Genomic DNA, 17,899 nt, shown 5'->3' with positions numbered 1-17,899 from the left:
TCAGGCGGGTACGGCGACGGGACGTCCGTCGGGTCGGGTCAGGACCTGTATCGGCAGGCCATAGATGTCGTGCAGCGTGTCGGGGTGCATCAGGGCATCGGGGCCGCCCTGCCAGACCAGCCGCCCGGCCTTGAGCGCCACGACGTGATCACAGTACCGCGCGGCCATGTTGACGTCGTGCAGCACGATCACGGCGCTGCGCCCCTGGTCGTGGCACATCGCGCCGACCAGGGCCAGCACCTCGACCTGGTGGGCGATGTCCAGCGCGCTGATCGGTTCGTCCAACAGCAGGGTGCCCGCCTGCTGCGCGACCATCATGGCCAGCCAGACGCGCTGGCGTTCGCCGCCCGACAGGGTGTCGACCAGCCGGTCGGCAAAGGGTTCGACCCCGCATTCGGCCATCGCGCGGGCGACGGCGGCATGATCGGCGGGGCCGAACCGGCCCAACGCCCCGTGCCAGGGATAGCGGCCAAGGGCCACCAGTTCGCGCACCAGCATGCCGTCGGCAGGCGGTGTGGTCTGGGGCAGAAAGGCCATGCGGCGGGCCAGGTCGCGGGCTGGCCATGCGGACAGGGCGCGCCCCTCGAACGTGGCGGTGCCCCGGGCCGGGATCTGGCGCGCCAGCGCGCGCAGCAGCGTCGATTTTCCCGACCCGTTATGGCCGATCAGCGCCGTCGCGCGGCCTGCGGGCAGGTCCAGCGTGATGTCGTCCAGCAGGCGGCGACCGGGAACGTCGACCGAAAGGCCGGACAGGTGGAACAGGGTCATCGGTGCCTCGTCATCAGCCAGATCAGCCAGGGCGCCCCGATCAGCGAGGCGAACAGCCCAAGCGGCAGTTCATAGGGAAAGCCCGCCATGCGCGCACCGAAATCGGCGGCCAGCATCAGTCCCGCGCCGATCAGCGCCGATCCGGTCAGGTGGTCGGCCGGACGGGCCAGCCCCATGCGGCGGGCCAGATGCGGGGCCATCAGCCCGACAAAGGACAGGGGCCCCGTGACCATCGTCGCGGCACCCGTGGCCAGCCCGGCCAGCACGATCAGCGCCAGCCGCGCGGGCGGCAGGCCCAGCCCCACGCCGCGCGCGACCCCCGCCCCAAGCGGCAGCAGCGCCAGCCATCGCCGCAGCGCCAGCGCGGCCAGCCAGACAGCCGTGGCCAGCGCCATCAGCGCGACGGCCCCCGCCATCGGCACGGCGGCGGCCGATCCCGACAGCCAGGACAGGATCGCCCAGGCCCGCGCATCACCCACCGCCATCATCGCCGACAGCACGGCGGATGCCAGCGCCGAGACCGCGATGCCGGCCAGCAGCACGCGTTCCGCCGGCATGTCGCGGCGCGCGGTAAAGGCCACCAGCACCGCCAGCGCCACCGCACCCCCCGCCATCGTCCCGATCGCCAGCGCCAGCGCGCCCGGCGCGGCCACGCCAAAGACCACCGCCGCATAGCCGAGCGACGCGCCGCCCGACACGCCTAGAACCTCGGGCGAGGCCAGGGGGTTCGCGGTCAGCCGCTGCAGGATCGCACCGGCCAGCGCCAGCGCCGCCCCCGACGCCACGGCGGCCAGCAGGCGCGGCAGGCGCATCGGCAGAAACGCCGCCAAATTCGCGCGGTCCAGCACCGCCCAGCCCCCCGGCACCCGCCCGATCCACAACAGGACCAGCCCCGCCACGACCAGCGCCACTGCCATCGCCGCCAGTAACGGCCCCGGACGGGACCGCCGCGGGGCAGGGTGGTCGCCCGCATCCGCGCCGGGCGGGGTCGTTCCGCGCAGCCGCGGCAGCAGCCAGATCAGCAGTGGCCCGCCGACCAGCCCGGTCAGCGCGCCGGTGGGAAACATCTCGGCCCCCAGACCCGCCACGGTCAGGACCAGCCCGTCGCAGACCGACAGGATCAGCGCGCCCAGAACGGGTGACCACGCCAGCAGCCCGGCGATGGACCGCACGCCCATGCTGCGCGCCAGGGCGGGGGCGGCCAGCCCGACGAAGCCGATCAACCCCAGTTCCGCCGATACGGTCGCGGCCAGGACCACCGCCACGGCCACCGCCGCCAGCCGCATCGCGGCCACGTTCAGGCCCAGACCTTGCGCGCCCTCTGCCCCCAGGGACAGCAGGCGCAACGGGCGGGCCAGCGCCGCCGCGGCCAGCGCACCCAGGGTCAGCACGATGGCCAGCGCCGCGACCCCCGACCAGTCCTGTTGGACCAGAGAGCCGCCGTTCCAGATCACCAGCGACAGCAGGTACTGTCCCTGTGCCAGCGTGACCGCGCCGGCGATCGCGCTGGCGGTCAGCCCGACCAGCATGCCCGCGATGACCATTGTCACCGGCTGGAACCCGCGCCGCGCGCCGATGGCCAGCACCAGCCCTGCGGCCGCGGCCGCGCCCGCCATTGCCACGGGCCAGCGTCCGGTTTCCAGCAGGGTGGGCTGCAGGATCGTGGCCAGCACCAGCGCCAGCTGTGCGCCCGCGCTGATGCCCAGGGTCGTGGGGTCGGCCACCGGGTTGCGCAGCACCACCTGCAGGATCGCGCCCGACAGGCCCAGCATCGCCCCCGCCAGCAGCGCGATGACCCCGCGCGGCATCAGGCCATAGGCCATGCGGATCTGGTCCAGGCTCATCGCCTGCGGATCCCAGGGCAGGGCGGGCAGGGGCAGCGCGCGCGCCGCCAGCCACCACAACGCCACCGCGATCAGGGCCGCACAGGGCGCAAGGGTCCGGGTCGTCATCATCTCAGGCGTCCAGCGCGCGGGCCAGCAGGTCGCCAAAGCGCAGCGCGGCGGGGACCCCGCCGAACGCATTCATCCGCGGCAGGTGATGCACCCGGCCCTGCGCCACCTGCGGCAGGGCCTGCCACAGCCGGCTGCGGGCCAGCGCGCCCCGCGCCTGCGGCGGGATGGGACCGGCGATGACCAGCCGCGCGTCGGGCATGTCGGCCAGCCGTTCCAAGGGCACCGGGGCCAGAAAGCTGAAGGCCGTCGCGTCGGACCAGGCGTTGCGCAGGCCGATGCGGGTCAGCGTACTGCCGAACAGGCTGTCGAACCCGAAGGCGCGCAGGTGGCGCGCGTCGCCGATATCGACCAGCGCCAGCGGCCGGTCCGCATGGCGGGCACCCCGCGCGGCCAGCCGGTCCAGATGCGCATCGGCACGCGCCCGTGCGCGCGTCCCGGCGGCGGGGTCGCCGATGCGCCGGGCCAGCGCGTCCAGCGCATCCATCGCCTTTGGCAGTGGCGCCTGATCGGGCAGGTAAAAGGGCAGCGACAGGACCGGGGCGATCGTCTCCATCCGCGCGTGATAGCGGGTGTAATAGGGAGAGCTGAGGATCAGCGTCGGGCGGACCAGCTGCAACAGTTCGAAATTCGGCGCGCCGCGCAGGCCCAGGTCGGTGACTGTGTCGGGGATGGCGGGAACCCCTACGTCGGCGCGAAAGCGGATCAGTTCGGCGGCGGCGACCGGCATGTGGCCCAGGGCGGTCGCCGTTTCCAGCATCGCCCAGTCAATGGCCGCCAGCCGTGGTGCCGTGTCCGCGCGCAGGGGCAGACCCGCCGCCAGCAGCATGCCGGCGGCGGTCAGAACGGCGCGGCGGTCGGGCCGAGGCGATATGGCCCCGCCCCCTACCACGTGTAGGCGACCTTGGCGCTGACGCTGCGCCCCTCGCCGTAATAGCAGCCAAAGCTGCCGCAGTTGGCCAGATAGACCTCGTCCGTGACGTTGTTCAGGGCCACGCTGGCCTCGACATTGTCGCGGGTATAGCTGGCGGCCAGATCGACCAAGGTGACGCTGTCCAGATCATAGGTGTTGGCGAAATCGCCCTTGCGGCTGCCGATATGGCGGATGCCGCCGCCCGCCCGCAGGCCGCGCCCCAATTCGCGGTCCAGCCACAGGCTGGCCAGATGGCGGGGGGCATTGGGCATCTCGAACCCGTTTTCGGGGCCGCTCTTTTGTTCGGTGTCGTTGTAGGCATAGCTGGCCCGCAGATCCCAGTCCGCACTCAGCGCGGCGGTCGCCTCCAGCTCCAGCCCCCGGGAGCGGACCTCGCCCACCTGGCGGTTCTGGCCCTGGCCCAGGTTGCGGACCAGGTTTTCCTGGGTCAGGTCATAGACGGCCGCACTGAACAGCCCGTCAAAGCCCGCGGGCTGATACTTGACGCCGACCTCCCATTGCTTGCCCTCGGTCGGGTCCAGCGTCTCTCCGGTGGTGTCGTCGATGCCGATCGTCGGGTCGAAGGATGTCGAATAGCTGGCATAGGGCATGACCCCGTTCGCCATGACATAGCCCAGCCCCACGCGGCCGGTCGTGGCGCTGTCGGACTGATCGACGATCGTCTCTCCGGCAAAGTTCGAGAATTCGGTCCCAGTCTGTTCGGTCCAGTCCTGGCGCAGGGCCAGGCTGCCGCGCCAGTTGCCGACGGAAACCTCGTCCTGAACGTACAGGCCGATCTGCTTTTGGGTCACGTCGCTGGTGCTGGTATACCAGGCGGGTGTCGTGGGCAGACCGCCATAGACGGGATCGGACGCGTCGATGTCCTGACCATAGAAAAACTGCGTCGTCGTGTCGGCATCGTATTGGCGGATGTCCAGGCCCAGCAGCAGGTCGTGGGTCGCGGCGCCAGTGGTGATGCTGTTCGACAGGCGGGTGTCCAGGTTCACACCGGTCGTCGATTCATCCTGGAAATTCGCGCCCCGCGCGACCGACAACCCGTCCTCCGACAGACCCGTGACATAGTGCCCCGTATAGGTCCAGTCGAACCGCTCGACCCGGAAGCCTTGGGACAGGGTCCAGCCATTGTCCAGCTGGTGGCTAATCTCGACGCCCAGATTGGCCATTTCGCGGTCGCTGTCGTCGAAATCGGGTTCGCCGAAATACTGGTCGCGCAGGGTCTTGCCATCGCCGGTCTGCGTCAGGTCGAACGGCACGCCCGGCGGCGAGATGGGCGCATCCTTGGTATAGGACGCGATCACGTCCACCGTCGTCGTGTCGTCGGGGGTATAGCGCAGCGCCGCCCCCAGATAGCCGCGTTCGTTCGTCAGGTCGCTGATCTGCGGCTTGCTGTCACGCACGATGCCCGTCAGGCGCCAGGACAGGGTTGGGCTGACCACACGGTTCATGTCGAAAAAGGTCTGCGCGCTGTCGTTGCTGTCATAGCCCAGTCCGACCTCGGAAAAATCGAAATCCTGCGCGCGTTTCTGCACCTGGTTGATGATGCCCGCCGGCGATCCGGCACCATACAGCGACGAATTCGGACCCTTGAGCACCTCGACCTGTTGCAGGCCATAGACCTCGAAGGCGGGGGCGCCGAAATCGCGCAACTGACGCAGGCCGTTCACGTATTGCGATCCGGCGGCCTCGAACCCGCGCACCGTGGGGCTGTCGAAGCGAGGATCGGCGCCAAAGGGCTGGCCCACCACCCCGGCGGTATAGTTCAGCGCCTGACCCAGGGTTTGCGCACCCTGATCGTCGATCTGCTGGCTGGTCACGACCGAAATCGACTGCTGGGTTTCGGCGACGGGGGTGTTCGATTTCGTCGCGACCTGCGCCTGTCTGCCGACATAGCCGTCCGCCTGAACCGACGCGTCCGCGGTCGCGGTCAGCACGATCGGATCCAGCAGGATGGGTTCGGCCCCCTGCTGAGACCAGGCGACTCCGGTCGACAGGGCAAGGGCGCTGGCACCGGCCAGAAGAAGAATGCGGGTTTGAAGGGCCATGATCGCCTGCTGGATTGACACGTTTCCGGGTATCTGATCTTTTCTGTCGGATTCGTCAATCCACCAATCGGACAGGTGAATTCGCAAATCCGACTTTTTGACTTATGAACACGGATCCTGCCCATGTCGCATCTGCGCAGCTATCACGGAACCGGACTGATCCCGCGCGCAAGCGGGGCTGCGGTGGCCGCCCTCAAGGCGCGGGCCGCTATGTGGGAGGCTCCGCTGGTCGAGGACGATGCAGGGCTCAGCCTGTTCGTCTGGGGGTCCGAACTGCGCCTGACGCGTCAGGCCGATGCGCTGCGCATCGACTTGCTGGCACCCGAGGATCGGCTGGTCGGCATTCTACGCGACAGCGCGACCGAAATTCTGGCCGAGGCCGGGGTCGCGGTCGCGTGGGACGGCGTCACCGCGGGCGCGCTGGCACCCGGCCTTGCGCTGTTGCGCGTGGCGGGTGTGTCGCGCCTGGTGCCGGGGTTTCTGCGCGTGCGCCTGTCAGGTGCCAAGGCCGGACAGTTCGCGCAGGGCGGCTATCACTTTCGCCTGCTGTTGCCGCCAGCGGGGCGAACCGCCGTCTGGCCGCGGGTGGCCGCCAGCGGTCGCACGGTCTGGCCCGATGGCGACGACACTTTGCACCGCCCGGTCTATACGGTGGTGGGCCACGGGCCGGGCTGGCTGGATTTCGACATTTTCTGCCACCCCGGCAGCCCGACCTGTGACTGGGCACAGGGTGCGCCCGTGGGTCAACTGGTCGGCGCCATCGGCCCCGGAGGCGGCGGCTGCCCCGAGGGCGACCGCCTGTGGCTGTTCGGCGACCAGACCGCGATGCCTGCGATAACCCGGATGCTGGCCGAGACGCGCGGCACCGTCCGCGCCGTGCTGTGCTGCGACGCGGCCGATCTGGGCGCGCTGGCGGATGACCCGCGCGTGACCCGCTGCGACGATCTGATGGCGGCGTTGCAGGCCATGCCGGACCCGGCAGGCGGGCATGTGTGGTTCGCGGCCGATACCGCCCGTGCCCGTGCCGCGCGCGCTCATCTGTCGGGTCTTGGCCTGACCAAGGCCCAGTTCACCACTGCTGCCTATTGGACCCGCGCGGACGCCCGAGAGGAAACGGGGCCTGCCTGACCGCGCATCAGGGGGACCGACGGCGCGCTGCCTGTTCTGCGTGGCACGTCCCGGACAGTAGCTGCCATTTGCAGCGGGCGCAGGGGGTCTTGCACGACAATATGCGTCGTCTGGCTGGGTGACCAGATCACCGCCCGCACGGACAGGTCTATGCCGTTTCTGCAGGGTGACGCCCTAGCCTAACGCATGGCCGGACAGGTGTCAGGCGACCAGCGCGCAGCGGTGTCCTGGCAATCAAACCGCGGCTGCCGGTACCGATGGTCATGGACTGGCCGGTTGGCCTGCCGACGGCGCGTCGCGGGTGAAATCGCGGACAGGTCCGTGGTGCCGGGCAAGGTCCGTTGGGAACCGACGCGCTGCCTTTGCGTATCGCATTGCTGGCCAATGATGTGGACGCGGTCGGAGATTTTCCGCTTATGATCATGCTGTTGCGACGGCGCGGCTGACCGACGCTTGTCCCGGCGTGGCGTGACGCATACCTTGACGACACAAGCATCTGCGAGGACATCATGACCCATCACGGACTGGAACTGAGATCGACGATCACGGCGGACGGAACGCTGCGGGTCCATCTGGAGCCCGTAACCCATCCCGAACCCGGCCCCGGCCAGTTGCTGGTGCGGATAGAGGCGGCGCCCATCAATCCGTCGGACCTGGGATTGCTGTTCGGTCCTGCCGACATGGACAGCCTGACCGCGTCGGGCACGGCCGACGCCCCGATCCTGACCGCCGACGTGCCGCAAGCGGCGATGCCCGCGATGAAGGCCCGCATCGACCAGTCGCTGCCCGTCGGCAACGAGGGTGCGGGCACCGTCATCGCTGCCGGTTCCGACCTGTCCCATCTGGTGGGCAAACGCGTGGCGATGATCGGTGGTGCGATGTATGCCGATCTGCGTTTGATCGGCCTCGAATCCTGTATCGTGCTGCGCGACGACGCCACTGCGGAACAGGGCGCGTCGCTGTTCGTGAACCCGCTGACCGCGCTTGGCTTTGTCGAGACGATGCGGGCCGAGGGGCACAGCGCGATCGTCCACGCCCCGGCGGCATCGAACCTGGGCCAGATGCTGGTCCGCATCTGTCAGGACGACGCGATCGGTCTGGTCAACATCGTGCGCAGCCAGGAACAGGTCCGGCTGCTGCGCGATCTGGGCGCTGTCCATGTCGTCGACAGCAGCACCGACAGCTTTCGCGCCGATCTGGAACAGGCGATCGAGGCCACCGGCGCGACGCTGGCCTTTGACGCCATCGGCGGCGGAGAGATGACCAGCACCATCCTGAACGCGATGGAGGCCGTGGCCGCCCGCAAGATGGACAGCTATGACCGCTATGGGTCGGACGTGATGAAGCAGGTCTATGTCTATGGCGCGCTGGACACGGGGCCGACGGTGCTGCGCCGGGGGTTCGGGTTCAGCTGGAACATCGGCGGCTGGTTGCTGTTCCACATGCTGCGCCGCACCGACAAGGCGATCACGCAAAAGATGCGCGAACGCGTCGCGGCAGAGATGACGACGACCTTTGCCAGCCACTATTCCGAACGCCTGACCCTGGCCGAGGCGCTGTCGCCCGATGCGGCGCGTGCCTATGCTCGCAAGGCCACCGGGACGAAATACCTGATCACGGGCCCGCGCCCCTAGGCGCAGGTCGAGGTCGCGATCACCGGGAACAGCGTGACCAAGGTCGACACGAACCCGATCCACGCCCCCGCGGTGATCAGCTGGCGGGCGCGGCCCCGGCCCGCCGGCATCACCCGGATCAGCAGCAGGTGCAGGGCCAGCCCCGCAGCCCAGGCCAGCCACATCGCCATGTGATGCCAGTCCGCGATGGGCGCGTGGCGGTCGGTCCAGCCCAGATTGCAGCCCGCCCCGTGCAGCGCATAGATCAAGGCGAACATCACAGACCACAGGATCGGCCCGGCAAGGGCGCGCCACAGCCAGTTCATGCCAGAACCTCCTGTGCGGCGATCAGGGCCAGCGAGATGGCCGACGTACCCAGCCAGAACGACTGAAACAGCTGCCAGATCGGCGATGCGCCGCGGCGTGCCCGGCTGGTGCGACCGCCACGGGCATCGGCCAGGCTGCGCAGGGCCAGCATCGTGGCGACAACGCCATGAAACACCGCAAAGCCCAGGATCACCGCGCGCAGCGCGTCGCGTGCGTGGCGGCGCGGATCATCCAGCCCAAGGGCCAGTGCCACCAGTGCCACCAGTGCCACGATGCAGGCCGCCAGCCCCAGACCGGCCCAGGTGGTGCCCGCCGCGCGGTCACGCAACGCCTCTGCCCGGTGGGCGGCGATCAGGCCGACCGCCATCGCGGCCAGCGCCATCACTGCCGCGCCCATCATCGGCAGCGTGGCCAAACCGCTTGCCGGGGCGGGCCATGCGGGGGCCACGATCGACAGGAACCCCACCCCGAACAGCAGCGACGCATACAACGTCCCGTCCGCCAGCAGCAGCGCCACGGTCCCGGTGCGCGCCAGCGTGTTGCGCACCTGCCAGTGCAGCGGCAGGGTCAGGCCGGGCGCGACCTGCACGTCGGGGTGGTCGGTGGTCGATCCCATGATGTCGCCCCACCGCCATGCCGCGATTAGCGTCAGCACGATACCCACCGGCGCCAGCCAGTACAGCCCGGCCAGCACGGAGCCGAAAAAGCTGCCGATGGCGGCAGAGGTGAACAGCGGCAGCATCGTGCTTTTGGCCAGCACCGCGACGTGGTCGGGCCGCCCGCTGCCCGCATTCAGGGCCAGCGTCTCTCTCAGGTCGCGGGGGGAGCCGGGCAACAGCCCCTCGCCGCGCGCCAGGGGCAGCAGTGCGCCCGAATTAGGCTGGCGGGGGCCGGGCAGGGACGCAAAATTGTACGACGGCGCGGGGATCGGCATCGCCCAGTCGAGCGTGGGCGCGCCCCACGGGTTGCGCCAACTGCGCCGCCCGAACAGCCACTGCATCACCACGTCAAAGGCGAACAGCGCGAAACCCGCCGACATGATCATGCCGAAGATCGACGAGATCAGGTTCAGCCATTCCCATTCCGGGTTGTCGGGATAGACCGCGACCCGCCGCGGCATGCCCAACAACCCGGTCAGGTGCATGATGAAAAACGTGCCGTGAAAGCCGATCAGGATCAGCCAGAAGGCGGATTCCCCCAGACCCCGCACCCGCCAGCGCCCGCAGATCAGCGGCATCCAATAGCTGACCGCGGCCAGCATGGGAAAGACGAACCCGCCGACCAGCACGTAATGCAGGTGGGCCACGACGAAATGTGTGTCATGGGCCTGCCAGTTGAACGGCACCATGGCCAGCATCACCCCGGTCAGACCGCCCAGCACAAACGTCAGAAAGAACCCCATCACGTACAGCATCGGCAGGCGAAAGCTGACCTTGCCGTCCCATAGCGTGCCGATCCAGGCGAACACCTGAACCGCCGTGGGCACCGCCACCAACGCCGATGCCGCGCTGAAAAAGGCCAGCGCCATGTGCGGGATGCCGACCGTGAACATGTGGTGGACCCACAGCCCGAAGGACAGGAACACCAACCCCGCGATGGCCGCGACGATGGCCCCGTACCCCAGGATGGTCGTGCGGGCCATGATCGGAATGATCGTCGACAGCGCGCCCGCGGCGGGCAGGAAGATGATATAGACCTCGGGGTGGCCGAACAGCCAGAACAGGTGCTGCCACAGCAGTGGATCACCGCCGCGCGCGATGTCGAAGAACGGCCAGTCAAACGCGCGCTGAACCTCCAGCAGGATCGATCCCAGGATCAGCGGCGGAAATCCCACCAGCATCATCACCGCCGTGCCCAGCAGGTACCAGCCCATCAGCGGCATCCGGGTCAGCGGCATGTGCGCCGCGCGACAGCGCAGGATAGTCACGGTGATCTCCACCGCGGCGGCCATGGCGCTGATTTCCACAAAGGTCACGCCCAGCAGCCAGACATCGGCGTTGATGCCCGGCGTGTGGGTGCGGTCGGCCAGCGGGACGTACATGAACCAGCCGCCATCGGGGGCCACGCCCGCGACCAGCGACAGCACGATCACCGTGCCGCCGAACAGATAGCACCAGTACCCCAATGCCGACAGCCGCGGGAACGCCATGTCCCGCGCGCCCAGGATCTTGGGCAGCAGCCACAGGGCCAGCCCCTCCAGCATGGGGATGGCGAACAGGAACATCATGATGCTGCCGTGCATCGTGAAGATCTGGTTGTACAGATCGACATCCAGAAATGCGCCATCGCGGGTGGCAAGCTGTGCGCGGATCATCATCGCCAGCACGCCGCCGATGGCAAAAAAGACAAAGGACGTCGCCATGAAGCGCAGCCCGATCGTCCCGTGGTTGACCGAGGTCAGGAACCCCCGCCAGCCCGGATCGTCCGACCAGGTGCGGTCCAACTGTCGGTGCAGGGCCAGCGCGCGTTGCGGCGCGTTGGACGCGACGTCGCTGGCGGGGTCGAACATCGGGTCCATCGGGGCGATGGTCCGACCGCCCTTTGGCTGCAGATCGGTCATGGGCGGGTCTCCGGGATCAAGGCGCCCGACATGTCGGGCATCGGGCCTGCAGGGTCATAGGCCACGACGGTAAAGCGCATGAAACTGTGTCCTGTGCCGCAGAACTCGGCGCACAGCCCCTCATAGGTGCCGGGCGCATCAGCGCGCAGGCGGTGGATGTTCTCATGTCCCGGAATGGCATCCATCTTGCCGCCCAACTGCGGCACCCAGAAACTGTGGATGACATCCTGGGCGGTGATGACCACGTCAAAATCCTCGCCTGCCGGCACGTACAGGACGTCGCTGGTCTGGACGGTGGCACCGTCGGGGCCGGGCTGGTCGAACCGCCATTCCCATTGTGCGGCATGTGCCTGGACGCGGGGGACGTTGTCGGCGCGCGCCAGCATCCCCTCTCCGATCCACAGCGAAAATCCCAAAAGGAGGACCAGCACCGACATGGAGAACCCCAGGCCCCAGCCCCAGATCCACGCTCGTTCCGACCGCCGGGCGCCATTGTTGCGCACCGCCAGCACCAGCAGGCCGAACACCAGGACACAGATCAGCGCCGACCCCGCCAGCATCGTCCACCACAGCAGCGCGATGTCGCGCGCTGCAGGCCCCGACGGGCTCAACGTGCTGTGACCGCCCCCGCATCCGGCCAGCAGCGGAACCACCGCCGCCGCCCATGCCTTGTGCCAGAAACCCATCACCGAACGAGAGTGCCCATGCGCCAGAGAAGAACCTGGAAACAGCGACGCCGCCTTGCCGACCCGATCGAGGAACATGTCGCGTTCAATGACACCGAAACCAAGATCGCCCTGTCCGGGCACCCCCTGCACGCGATGATGGTCGCCTTTCCCATCGCGCTGGCTTTTTCCACATTCGGCGCGGACGCGCTCTATTGGTACACCGGCGACGAATTCTGGCCCCGTGTCGCGCTGTGGGCCACGGGTGCGGCCTTTGGGCTGGGTGTGTTGGCCGGGATCACCGGGACGATCGAACTGTTGATGGTGCCCGGCATCCGCATCCGGGCGGCAAGCTGGACGCATTTCATCCTCGCGGTGATGCTGCTGTCCCTGCTGGGACTGAACTGGGGGTTCCGCCTGCCCGACCCGCAGGGCGTCGTGCTGCCTTGGGGCATCCTGCTGTCGGCCCTGACAGCCGGAATGACCGGGATCACCGGCTGGCACGGCGGAAAGCTGGTGTTTGACTATCAGATCGGCACCAAGAGCGATGGGGCGGGCGGTTAGACGGACCATCATGCCTGGCCCGCCGATTGCCCACGCGGCGCCAGCATGAATTCGGGCAGCCAATCCGCGACCCACGCCAGGTCGGGCTTGGCCAGCACCAGCCACAGTACCCCCACAATCATCGGCAGTCCGAAAACTAAGGCCCACATGGCCGAGGGCATGTTCTGCAGCCCACGGTTCTCTCCGGACGTCAGAACCAGATGGCCGATCCACGCATGGACCAAGGCCATGCCTGCCACCAGCGTCAGTTTTGCCACGAACCACAGATCGAACACTTGTCCTGCAAAGATCAGGCCGGTCCCCGCGGCAATCGCGATCACTGCCGCCGGTGTCGCAAAGCCCACGTAACCGTAATGGGTGATCAGACGAAATTCGGCATAGCGGGCCTGGGTCTGGCTGCTGTCGGCCTTGCCGCGCCATATCTGGCCATAGAAATGCAGCAACAGCGGCAGTGCAAGAAGCCCTGCGCACCAGCAAAGCATGGCGGCCAGATGCAGGTATTTCAGCCCTGCGACCATCATGTGGCGAACCCACGCCGCCAGGCGTGCCACACCATCCGTCCCGCGATGGCCGCCACGGGAATGAAGCCCGGGACCCACATGATCAGGCCAGCCAGTTGTTGGTCGGCCAAGGGCGACATCCCCCACGTCATCGCGCCGCCGACATGAGGGAAATACAGGATGTCGGGCGCAAAGGTCAGGATCGCGCCCAGAAAACCCATGATCCCCGCCAGGCCGCCGATCAGCACGGCTCGGCGCATCGCCTCTTCAGCCCCAAAACCGGGGGACAGGACCGCGGACCAAAACGCCCAGGCAGGCAGCAACATGGCCGCCTGCATCAACCAATACAGTCGGTCCGATGCCCAGATCGCGTCATAGACCCCCGGCAGGTGCCACGCGATCATTGCCGCGCTGACAGCAGCCAGCGACAGGCTGGCCGGAAGGCGCGTCATCAGCGGCAACGCCACTGCCAGCGCCGGTGCCGCGACCGTGATCAGCACCAGGTGATGCGCCGCCCGTGCTGAAAACAACGCCACCGTCAACGCACACAAAGGGGAGACGAACGCCACGAACAATGCTCCGACCGCCAGAATGGCCGGGCCGCGCCGTTCCGAACCCCCGCGTCGCACCAGAACCACCGCCAGCGCCGCGATGCCCGCCAGTACCACGGGGTCGAAATTCCAGCTGTTCCACAGCTGGTCGGGGGCCGGTGCCGGGCCGCAATAGGGCATCAGCCGCTGTGTCATCGTCTCTCCGTGATCATGGATCATCTGCAGAACGTGCGCGCACGAACTTGTTTCTCAACAATGACCTGCGCCGCGGGTTCCATCGACGGATGACATCGGATCGGTTTGCGGTGCCGCCTGTGCGAACCCGCCGCCGGTTCCCCGGCCGATACTCGCGCTGCCGATCAGATCGGGTCCACTAGTGTGCGCGACATTCTGATACTGCTTATCGCTGGTGCTGGGTCATTTCAGGATAATGCGCAATTCATACGCGTACGACAGGTTTGCGCTGCGCCCTTTGAAACCCGATTTCGGATGGACACCGGGCCGGATCGCCCTGTCGTGTCTTTTTGCTATTGCGGTGACGTCGCCGTTCCACACGCGGCTGCGCCCGGATGACCCGTGGCAGCGCCGTTCGCATGTCGGTCGGGATCTGACGGTGTTTGTCTGCGGATGCTGTGCGGTGGCAGTGACATTGGTCCGGGCAGGGTTTTTCACCATATCGATTTTCCGCATTCAGGGCGTCTGTCGCGCCACGATCTGCGCAGGGTCGAGAACCCTGACCCTGCGACGCGCCATTATTGGCATCCCTGACGGTCCGAACGACGGGCGGCGCGCCGTTTTGCGTGCGCGACCGCGGTGCACCGTCTTAGGGGCGACAGCGGAGGGTCCGGATGTCGCATGGTGATCACGCTATTAGGCGATGACAGCCGCGGCCTGTTCCACACCGCCTCCGACGCTGGCCACCTTGCGCCGAATCATTCGCGGAATTGCCCTGCACGAAGTGCGGCGCGGCGTGGATCCCGGGGGCGACCCACGCGGGACCGACTGAAAAAGGGACGTCCGTATCCGCTGTCCATGCCGAGGTCATGTGCGTGTCGTGACCGATGCGCCTGTGATTTGACGTGATCTTGACGGCGCTGACCTCAGGCAGAGGTCACGCGCCAGATGATATCGCCCACGTCGTCGGCCACCAACAGCGACCTGCCGTCCGCACCTATGGCCACGCCGACCGGGCGGCCATAGGCGGTTCTTTCGTCATCCGACAAAAAGCCCGACAGGATGTCGCGCGGCGGTCCCGAAGGTTTACCGCCCGCGAACGGCACAAAAATCACCCGATACCCGCTGAGCGTGGACCGGTTCCAGGACCCGTGCTGACCGATGACCATGCCGTCGGGAAAACCGGGCAGGGTGCCCGCGGGCATCCAGCACAGGCCAAGCGATGCGGTATGCCCGCCCAAGGCGTAATCCGGGGTGATCGCGCGCGCGACCAGCGCCGGGTCCTGTTCGACGCGGTCGTCGACCGTCTGGCCCCAATAGCAATAGGGCCAGCCATAGAACCCGCCCTCGCGGACGGATGTCAGATAGTCGGGCGGCGTCTCGTCGCCCAGACCGTCGCGTTCGTTCACCACCGTCCACAACGCGCCCGTCGACGGCTCCCACGCCATTCCCACAGCATTGCGCAGGCCCGAAGCAAAGATCCCGGCCTGTTCGGTTGTCAGATCCAGCCGCCAGATGGCCGCGCGGCCCTCCTCGGCATCCATGCCCTGGTCGGCGATATTGCTCAGCGATCCTACCCCGGCATACAGGCTGGTGCCATCGGGCGACACGATCAGGCTGCGCGTCCAGTGGCCGTTGGGCTTGAATGTGACCAGCTTGCGTCCGGGGGCAGTGATCGCCGCCTGGTCCGCCGCATAGGGAAACGCCACGATCCCGTCCGTGTTGCCCACATAGAATGTGTCGCCAACCAGAGCCATGCCAAAGGGTTGGTTCTGGTGTTCCAGAAACACCTCTCGCGTTTCGGCAACGCCATCGCCGTCGGTGTCGCGCCACAGCGTGATGCGGTTCGCGCTGATGCCGATGGCGCGCGCGCGGCGCATCGTCGCCTGTGTCGCGTGGGCCATCAGCGTCTTGGGCGGGTTGGGCTGTTCCTTGGATTCCGCGACCAGAACATCGCCGTTGGGCAGGACCTCGATCCAGCGAGGGTGATCCAGTCCCGATGCAAAGGCGTTGACGGCCAGCCCCGGCGCGGTGTCCGGGACGTGGCCCGGCTCCCAGCCCTTTGCCGTGGGCATCTTGAGCGTCATGATACCCTGTGGTTTGGCGTCCGGAATGGCTGGCGCGGTGCCGACCGCGGGCACCTTGGGCGCGCCGAACCGCCTGATCGCCACCATCGTTCCGCCCACGATTGCCGTTGCGCGTGCCAGAAATTCCATCATCCGCCCCATCTTATCACGAAGACGCACCTTAGCGGCCCCCACCGGCGCGTCAAACGCTGATGGTGTCGCGACCCGGTTGTTCTACCAGCCCGCAGCGTGACGGGGTTCGACAGTTGCGGGGCGCGACACCTGCTGTGGCGTGGTGCGGAACTGGCGGGTCTTTTGCTCCAGATGGTCGGTCTGTTCCTCCAGCGCGCGGGCGGCGGCGGTCGTTTCCTCGACCATGGCCGCGTTCTGCTGGGTCACCTTGTCCATCTGGTCGGCCCCTGCCGACAATGCGCGCAGGCTTTGGGACTGTTCGCGCGTGCTGGACGCGATCATGGTGATGATTGTGCGGACCGCCGACACCTCATCGACGATGGTGACAAGCGAGCTGCCGGAACTGCGTACCAGGCTGGCGCCTTCGCGCACATGGACCGTCGATGCGCCGATCAGGTCCTTGATCTGATGCGCGGCCTCGACGGTCTTGTGGGCCAGGGCGCGAACCTCGTGGGCGACGACGGCAAAACCGCGCCCGGCCTCTCCGGCGCGCGCGGCCTCGATGCCGGCATTCAGCGCCAGCAGGTTGGTCTGGAACGCGATCTCGTCGATGACAGTGATGATGGTGCCGATCTGGCGGGTCGATTCCTCGATCTGGCCTACGGCCCCCACGGCCTGCTGCACGATTTCGCCACCGCCCTGGGCGTTGCGCTGCGCCGTTTCCGCACTGGTCTGGGCGGTCGACACGCCCTCGGCTGCCTGATCGACGCCGCGCGACACCTCTGTCAGGGCGGCGACGGTTTCCTCAAGGTTGGCGGCCTGCTGCTCCGTGCGATGTGCCAGGTCATGGGCGGCCGTGCTGATCTCGGCCAGACCGCCGCGGATGACGGAGACCCCTTCGACGACCAGCCCCAAGGCGTCGTCCAATTGGCCAAGCGATGTGTTGAACTGATCCTTGACCGATTCGAACTCGGGTGCGACCGGATCGGTGATCCGCACCGTCAGGTCACCGCGGCTGAGACTGTCGAACCCTGTGCTGATCGCACCCACGAACTGCTGCAGCTGCATCGCGCGCAGGTTTGTCTGTTCGACCATCTGCGCCTGTTGGGCATTCACGGCATCGGCGTCGCGCGACAGGCGGTCGCGATCCTTGGTCGCGGCGCGGAACGTTTCGACCGCACGGGCCATGGCGCCGATCTCGTCCCGGCGGGCGGACCCGGGGGCGGCGTCGTCGGTATTGCCCTGGGCCAGGCGTCCCATCATCGCGGTCAGGGCCTTTATCGGCTTGCTGATGCTGCGCGACAGCGGGATCGCACAGGCGATCAGCGCCAGAAGCAGCAGCACGGACCAAACGCCGCTGCGCTTGATTTCGGCCATGAAACCGGCAGCGACATCGTCAACGTACAGACCCGCACCGACCGTCCAGTTCCACGGCGTGAACAGCGTCGAATAGGACAGCTTGGGCTGCGGATCGCCACCCGACAGGCGCGCCACGAAATATTCGGTGAACCCGCCGCCCTCGCGGGCGGTCACGATCATCTCACGGATGTGCAGCTTGCCGTTCGCGTCGGTCGCCTCCCACGCGTTCGTGCCCTCGCGCTCGGTGTCGGGATGCATGACGCGCAGGCCCTGTGGATCATAGATGAACACATAGTCATCGTCGCCATAACGAATGGCCCGTGCGGCTTCCTTGGCGCGCTCCTGCGCCTCGGGGAGGGTCATCACGCCGGACTGCGCCTGCGCCGCGAAATGGGTCAGCATGCTGATCGTGCTTTCGACCTGCGTCTCGATCAGCTCTCTGCGGTCCTTCCACAGAAGGTGGTGCAGCGAGCTTAGCTGGAGCGACATGGCAATGAGGCTGAGCAGCACCGCAACCCCGGTCAACAGCGTCAATTTTCGTGAGATACCAAAGGTCATGCGGCG

Annotated in this window: 14 protein-coding genes; 3 read left to right on the top strand and 11 right to left on the bottom strand. The window is 67.6% G+C overall.

The genetic code is table 11. The features are described 5' to 3' along the window. The 4 genes from ACJJVR_RS11515 to ACJJVR_RS11500 are packed head-to-tail and all read right to left on the bottom strand — an operon-like array spanning position 1 to position 5,696. Positions 1-768 (bottom strand): ABC transporter ATP-binding protein, encoded by a 768-nt coding sequence (locus ACJJVR_RS11515; RefSeq protein ID WP_405404694.1) that lies wholly within the window; start codon positions 766-768, stop codon positions 1-3. Further along, entirely contained in the window at positions 765-2,720 is a 1,956-nt protein-coding gene (fhuB, locus tag ACJJVR_RS11510; RefSeq protein ID WP_405404729.1) for a Fe(3+)-hydroxamate ABC transporter permease FhuB, read from the bottom strand. Before fhuB ends, ACJJVR_RS11515 begins: the two co-directional genes overlap by 4 nt. A gap of 4 nt (positions 2,721-2,724) precedes the next feature. Further along, the gene (locus ACJJVR_RS11505) at positions 2,725-3,612 is read right to left on the bottom strand and encodes an ABC transporter substrate-binding protein (protein ID WP_405404692.1); all 888 of its coding nucleotides are present in this window, start codon (positions 3,610-3,612) and stop codon (positions 2,725-2,727) included. Then, entirely contained in the window at positions 3,606-5,696 is a 2,091-nt protein-coding gene (locus tag ACJJVR_RS11500; protein ID WP_405404689.1) for a TonB-dependent siderophore receptor, read from the bottom strand. The genes ACJJVR_RS11505 and ACJJVR_RS11500 overlap by 7 nt, the downstream gene beginning before the upstream one ends. 123 nt (positions 5,697-5,819) lie before the next feature. Here ACJJVR_RS11500 and ACJJVR_RS11495 point away from each other — a divergent pair, with 123 nt between their 5' ends. Together ACJJVR_RS11495 and ACJJVR_RS11490 are read left to right on the top strand one after the other, a co-directional pair. Then, positions 5,820-6,824, top strand: a complete 1,005-nt coding sequence (locus ACJJVR_RS11495; protein ID WP_405404687.1) for a siderophore-interacting protein — start codon at positions 5,820-5,822, stop codon at positions 6,822-6,824. Between the two features lie 509 nt (positions 6,825-7,333). Then, the gene (locus tag ACJJVR_RS11490; protein ID WP_405404686.1) at positions 7,334-8,458 is read left to right on the top strand and encodes a zinc-binding dehydrogenase; all 1,125 of its coding nucleotides are present in this window, start codon (positions 7,334-7,336) and stop codon (positions 8,456-8,458) included. Here the strand turns inward: ACJJVR_RS11490 and ACJJVR_RS11485 are convergent. Genes ACJJVR_RS11485 through coxB form a run of 3 tightly spaced genes read right to left on the bottom strand, consistent with a single transcriptional unit; the run spans position 8,455 to position 12,010 of the window. Then, positions 8,455-8,763, bottom strand: coding sequence for a hypothetical protein (locus ACJJVR_RS11485; RefSeq protein WP_405404684.1), 309 nt, complete (start codon positions 8,761-8,763; stop codon positions 8,455-8,457). The two genes, ACJJVR_RS11490 and ACJJVR_RS11485, sit on opposite strands and share 4 nt — an antisense overlap. Then, positions 8,760-11,324: a cytochrome c oxidase subunit I gene (gene ctaD / locus ACJJVR_RS11480; RefSeq protein ID WP_405404683.1), complete on the bottom strand. Its 2,565-nt coding sequence runs from the start codon at positions 11,322-11,324 to the stop codon at positions 8,760-8,762. The genes ACJJVR_RS11485 and ctaD overlap by 4 nt, the downstream gene beginning before the upstream one ends. Next, positions 11,321-12,010 carry a cytochrome c oxidase subunit II gene (gene coxB / locus ACJJVR_RS11475; protein ID WP_405404681.1) on the bottom strand — a complete coding sequence of 230 codons (690 nt, stop codon included), beginning with the start codon at positions 12,008-12,010 and terminating at the stop codon, positions 11,321-11,323. The genes ctaD and coxB overlap by 4 nt, the downstream gene beginning before the upstream one ends. Positions 12,011-12,028: 18 nt before the next feature. On the opposite strand from coxB, the gene ACJJVR_RS11470 reads away from it, so the two are divergent. Continuing rightward, entirely contained in the window at positions 12,029-12,553 is a 525-nt protein-coding gene (locus ACJJVR_RS11470) for a DUF2231 domain-containing protein (protein WP_405404680.1), read from the top strand. Positions 12,554-12,561: 8 nt separating this feature from the next. Here ACJJVR_RS11470 and ACJJVR_RS11465 read toward each other — a convergent pair whose 3' ends face one another. The 4 genes from ACJJVR_RS11465 to ACJJVR_RS11450 form a co-directional block, all read right to left on the bottom strand. Further along, positions 12,562-13,074 carry a CopD family protein gene (locus ACJJVR_RS11465; protein WP_405404678.1) on the bottom strand — a complete coding sequence of 171 codons (513 nt, stop codon included), beginning with the start codon at positions 13,072-13,074 and terminating at the stop codon, positions 12,562-12,564. Next, entirely contained in the window at positions 13,071-13,823 is a 753-nt protein-coding gene (locus tag ACJJVR_RS11460) for a cytochrome c oxidase assembly protein (RefSeq protein ID WP_405404676.1), read from the bottom strand. The genes ACJJVR_RS11465 and ACJJVR_RS11460 overlap by 4 nt, the downstream gene beginning before the upstream one ends. An 881-nt stretch (positions 13,824-14,704) precedes the next feature. Then, on the bottom strand, positions 14,705-15,994 hold the full coding sequence (locus tag ACJJVR_RS11455) for a PQQ-dependent sugar dehydrogenase (RefSeq protein ID WP_405404728.1): 1,290 nt from the start codon (positions 15,992-15,994) through the stop codon (positions 14,705-14,707). A gap of 84 nt (positions 15,995-16,078) precedes the next feature. Then, positions 16,079-17,893 carry a methyl-accepting chemotaxis protein gene (locus tag ACJJVR_RS11450; RefSeq protein ID WP_405404675.1) on the bottom strand — a complete coding sequence of 605 codons (1,815 nt, stop codon included), beginning with the start codon at positions 17,891-17,893 and terminating at the stop codon, positions 16,079-16,081. Positions 17,894-17,899: the final 6 nt, after the last annotated feature.

This window comes from Paracoccus sp. Ld10, from assembly GCF_045064235.1.
Taxonomy (GTDB): Bacteria; Pseudomonadota; Alphaproteobacteria; order Rhodobacterales; family Rhodobacteraceae; genus Paracoccus.
Note: the sequence above shows the minus strand (reverse complement) of the source record. Positions and strands in the feature narration are given on the sequence as shown.